Source organism: Halogeometricum sp. CBA1124 (assembly GCF_009741955.1).
In the GTDB taxonomy this organism is placed as follows: Archaea; Halobacteriota; Halobacteria; order Halobacteriales; family Haloferacaceae; genus Halogeometricum; species Halogeometricum rufum.
This window is the reverse complement of sequence record NZ_WPCD01000300.1, coordinates 1-2,866: the sequence shown is the minus strand read 5'-3', so window position 1 is coordinate 2,866 and position 2,866 is coordinate 1. Positions and strand designations below refer to the sequence as shown.

Annotated in this window: 2 protein-coding genes and 1 pseudogene; 1 reads left to right on the top strand and 2 read right to left on the bottom strand. The window is 68.4% G+C overall.

All coding sequences use genetic code 11. From position 1 onward, the window contains the following. Together GJ632_RS20710 and GJ632_RS20705 are read right to left on the bottom strand one after the other, a co-directional pair. Positions 1-217 (bottom strand): annotated as a pseudogene (locus tag GJ632_RS20710) (transcription initiation factor IIB 3); the annotation flags it as partial. 87 nt (positions 218-304) lie between these two features. After that, entirely contained in the window at positions 305-2,182 is a 1,878-nt protein-coding gene (locus GJ632_RS20705; RefSeq protein WP_191453909.1) for a hypothetical protein, read from the bottom strand. Positions 2,183-2,281: 99 nt separating this feature from the next. On the opposite strand from GJ632_RS20705, the gene rnhA reads away from it, so the two are divergent. After that, a partial coding sequence (gene rnhA / locus GJ632_RS20700) for a ribonuclease HI (protein ID WP_191453908.1) occupies positions 2,282-2,866 on the top strand: 585 nt, incomplete at its 3' end.

The following is a 2,866-nucleotide window of genomic DNA, read 5'->3' as shown; positions in this document are numbered from 1 at the left end:
ACGCCCGCCACTCCGGACCGGGGTCTATCTGTTCTTCCTCGACGACGATGCCGGTCGGTTCGTGGATGAGTTCACCGTCCCCGGTCCGGACGAGGTCCTCCTCGTCCATGTCCTCGATGTCGATATCATCCTCGTCTTCGGCAGCGTCCTCCTCGCGTTCACCCTGCCACCGTGTTCTATCACTGTCTCGCTCCCGCTGGCGAGTAGGCCGTGTCATCGCATTTTTTATATTCGCTGTCGCGTCGAACTTAAACCCTTGGCCGGATTTCGGGTAGGGCGGTCGACCGTCGGACGCCGCCGTTCCTCAATCGTCGGACTCTCCGAGCAGTACCGTCGAGAGCGCGACGGCGACGGCGACGGCGAGGACGGCCAGAAGCGACAGGACGCCGTTCGCCGCTCCGGTCGCCGTCCCCCCGTCGCCCCCCGCGACGAGAGCGGCCGCAAAACAGACGGCGCTCCCCATCCAGCCGACGGTGAAGACGGCGGTACTCGACCTGTCGTAGAACCACGCGCCGGGAGTCGGGTTCGCGGGCGGGAGCCGGTCGCCCAGAGCGAACTTCGAGAGCGTCTCCTCGTCCGTCGTGAGACGGTCGAGCAACGCAGCGCGCCGGGCGGATCTGAACGCGAGTCTCCGCGCCTCGAAATCGAGCCATCGCCTGCCGTGCGCGGCCCAGAGTCCGACCGCGAACGCGACGACCAGCCACCGGTCCTGTACCGACCCCACGTCGAGGACGAAGGTGAGGGCCGCCCCGAGACCAGCGAGGGCCGACGGCGCGAAGTCCAAGGGCGAACACACGGGTGAACTCCGATCGGTACCGTGTCCCGAGTAGTCGCGGTCGCCCACGAGGATGGCGGCGACGGCGACCGCGACGAGTGCGAGGACGACGACGCCGACAGCCGTGAACAGGTCCGCCCCGGCGAGAGTCGTCGCGGCGAACAGCGCGCCGAAAGCGAGGGCGGAGACGAGAAGGAACTTGACCGCGTCGCCGACAGCACGGCGGAAGGCGGCCGCGACCCCGTCCGGGTCGTCCGTCGGCGAGAGGAGATCGAAGTAACCGCGGTTCAACGCCGACGATATCATCTCGTCGAGGTGGTCGGGGTCGTTCGGGAAGTCGTCGTACCGGAGTTCCCCGTCCACGAGCGACGCGGTGTACCGGTCGTCGTCGTACGCGTACACGAGGTGCTGGCAGTCGGCGTTCGACCGACTCGTTTCGTGTCGGTACAGGTGGGTCCCCGACCAGTTCTCGGCCGGCGGTCGGTCGCCGTCGACGGGACACGTCGTCGAGACGCCGTCGCCGTCCGTCTTCTTGAACCGCGACTCGGGAACGTGAGCGGCGTCGACCTCGAACTCCTTCGAACTCGAGAAGGCCATCGTCCCGAGGGTCGCCGTCACCGTCTCGCCGTCTCCCTCGCACCGTTCGCACTCGACGTCGCCCGCGCCCGAACACTCCCGGCACGTGATGTGGCCGCCGCCCTCGCACCGGCCGCATCGTTGCGTCTTCTCGCCACCGCAGTCCCCGCAAGTCCGCCATCCCGTGCCCTCGCAGTTGCCGCACCGGCGGTCCCGAGCCTCGGTCTCCGTTCCGCGTCCGCGGCACCGAGGACACGAGACGACCCCGTCACCGGTACACTTGAGACAGTCGTCGTCGTCGCCGAGGCACGACGGGCAGCGTATCGACGTGTTGCCGTCGCACTGTCCGCAGGGCCGGTCGACCCGTTCGGTCACCGTCCCGGACCCGTGGCAGGTACTGCAGTCGTTCCGTCCGGCACCCCCGCATCCCTCGCAGTCGACGACGCCCGTCGCGTCGCAGTCGGGGCACGTCTCCTCCGCCGACCCGTCGCACGTCGGACACGGGGTCCGTCCCGCACCGCCGCACCCCGAACACTCGTCGGGCGACTCGTCGGTGACGTAGTCGATGTCCTTCGAACGGAACTTCGACGGCGCGTGCTCCCACCGGTTCGGTCGGAGCGTCCGCCGGCGTCGCTCGCTCTCGTACGTCGACCGCGGCAGCGTCTCCGACGACTCCGACTCCACGACGTGGACCCGTCGGTGTCGGGTCAGTTCGGCCGTCTCCGTCCGGTCGACGACCACCTCCCCCCGGCGTTCGACGTCGTCGGCGACTTCGTCCCGCCGGGAGAGTAGTTCGAGGATATCATCGTTCCCCGTACTTTCTGTTTTCATTGCATGTAGTGTGAAATGGCCGCACATAACCGTTTGCGTCGACCGCGGCCGGTCGGGGTGGACCGAACCCTTCTTTTCTGCACTCGGTCTTCGTCCGGTATGCCGACCGTAGACTGCGACCCCGAGGAGGCCCGACGACGGTTGACCGAGGCCGGCGTCACCGTCGAGGAGGGACACACCGAGTACGAACGCTGGCGGGCGTCCCGCGGCGACGCCAACGCCGTCGCGTACGACGACAAGGTGGTCGTGCAGGGGGCACGGCCGTCGGACCTCCTCGCTCTCCTGCAGGAACGCGGGGGGCGGGCGCACGTCTACTTCGACGGCGCGAGTCGGGGCAACCCCGGCCCCGCCGCCATCGGGTGGGCCATCGTCACCTCCGAGGGCATCGTCGGCGAGGGCTCCGACACCATCGGGAAGACGACGAACAACCGCGCGGAGTACGAGGCGCTCATCCGCGCCCTCGAAGTCGCCGCGGAGTACGGCTTCGACGAGGTGGACGTCCGCGGGGACTCCGAACTCATCGTCAAGCAGGTGCGCGGCGAGTACGACACGAACAACCCCGAACTCCGCGAACGTCGCGTGCGCGTCCGCGAACTGCTGGAGAAGTTCGACCGGTGGTCGCTCGAGAGGGAGTGTGGTCTCGATTCGCCATCGTCCGGTCGAGTGGCGCGGAATCTCCGGTCG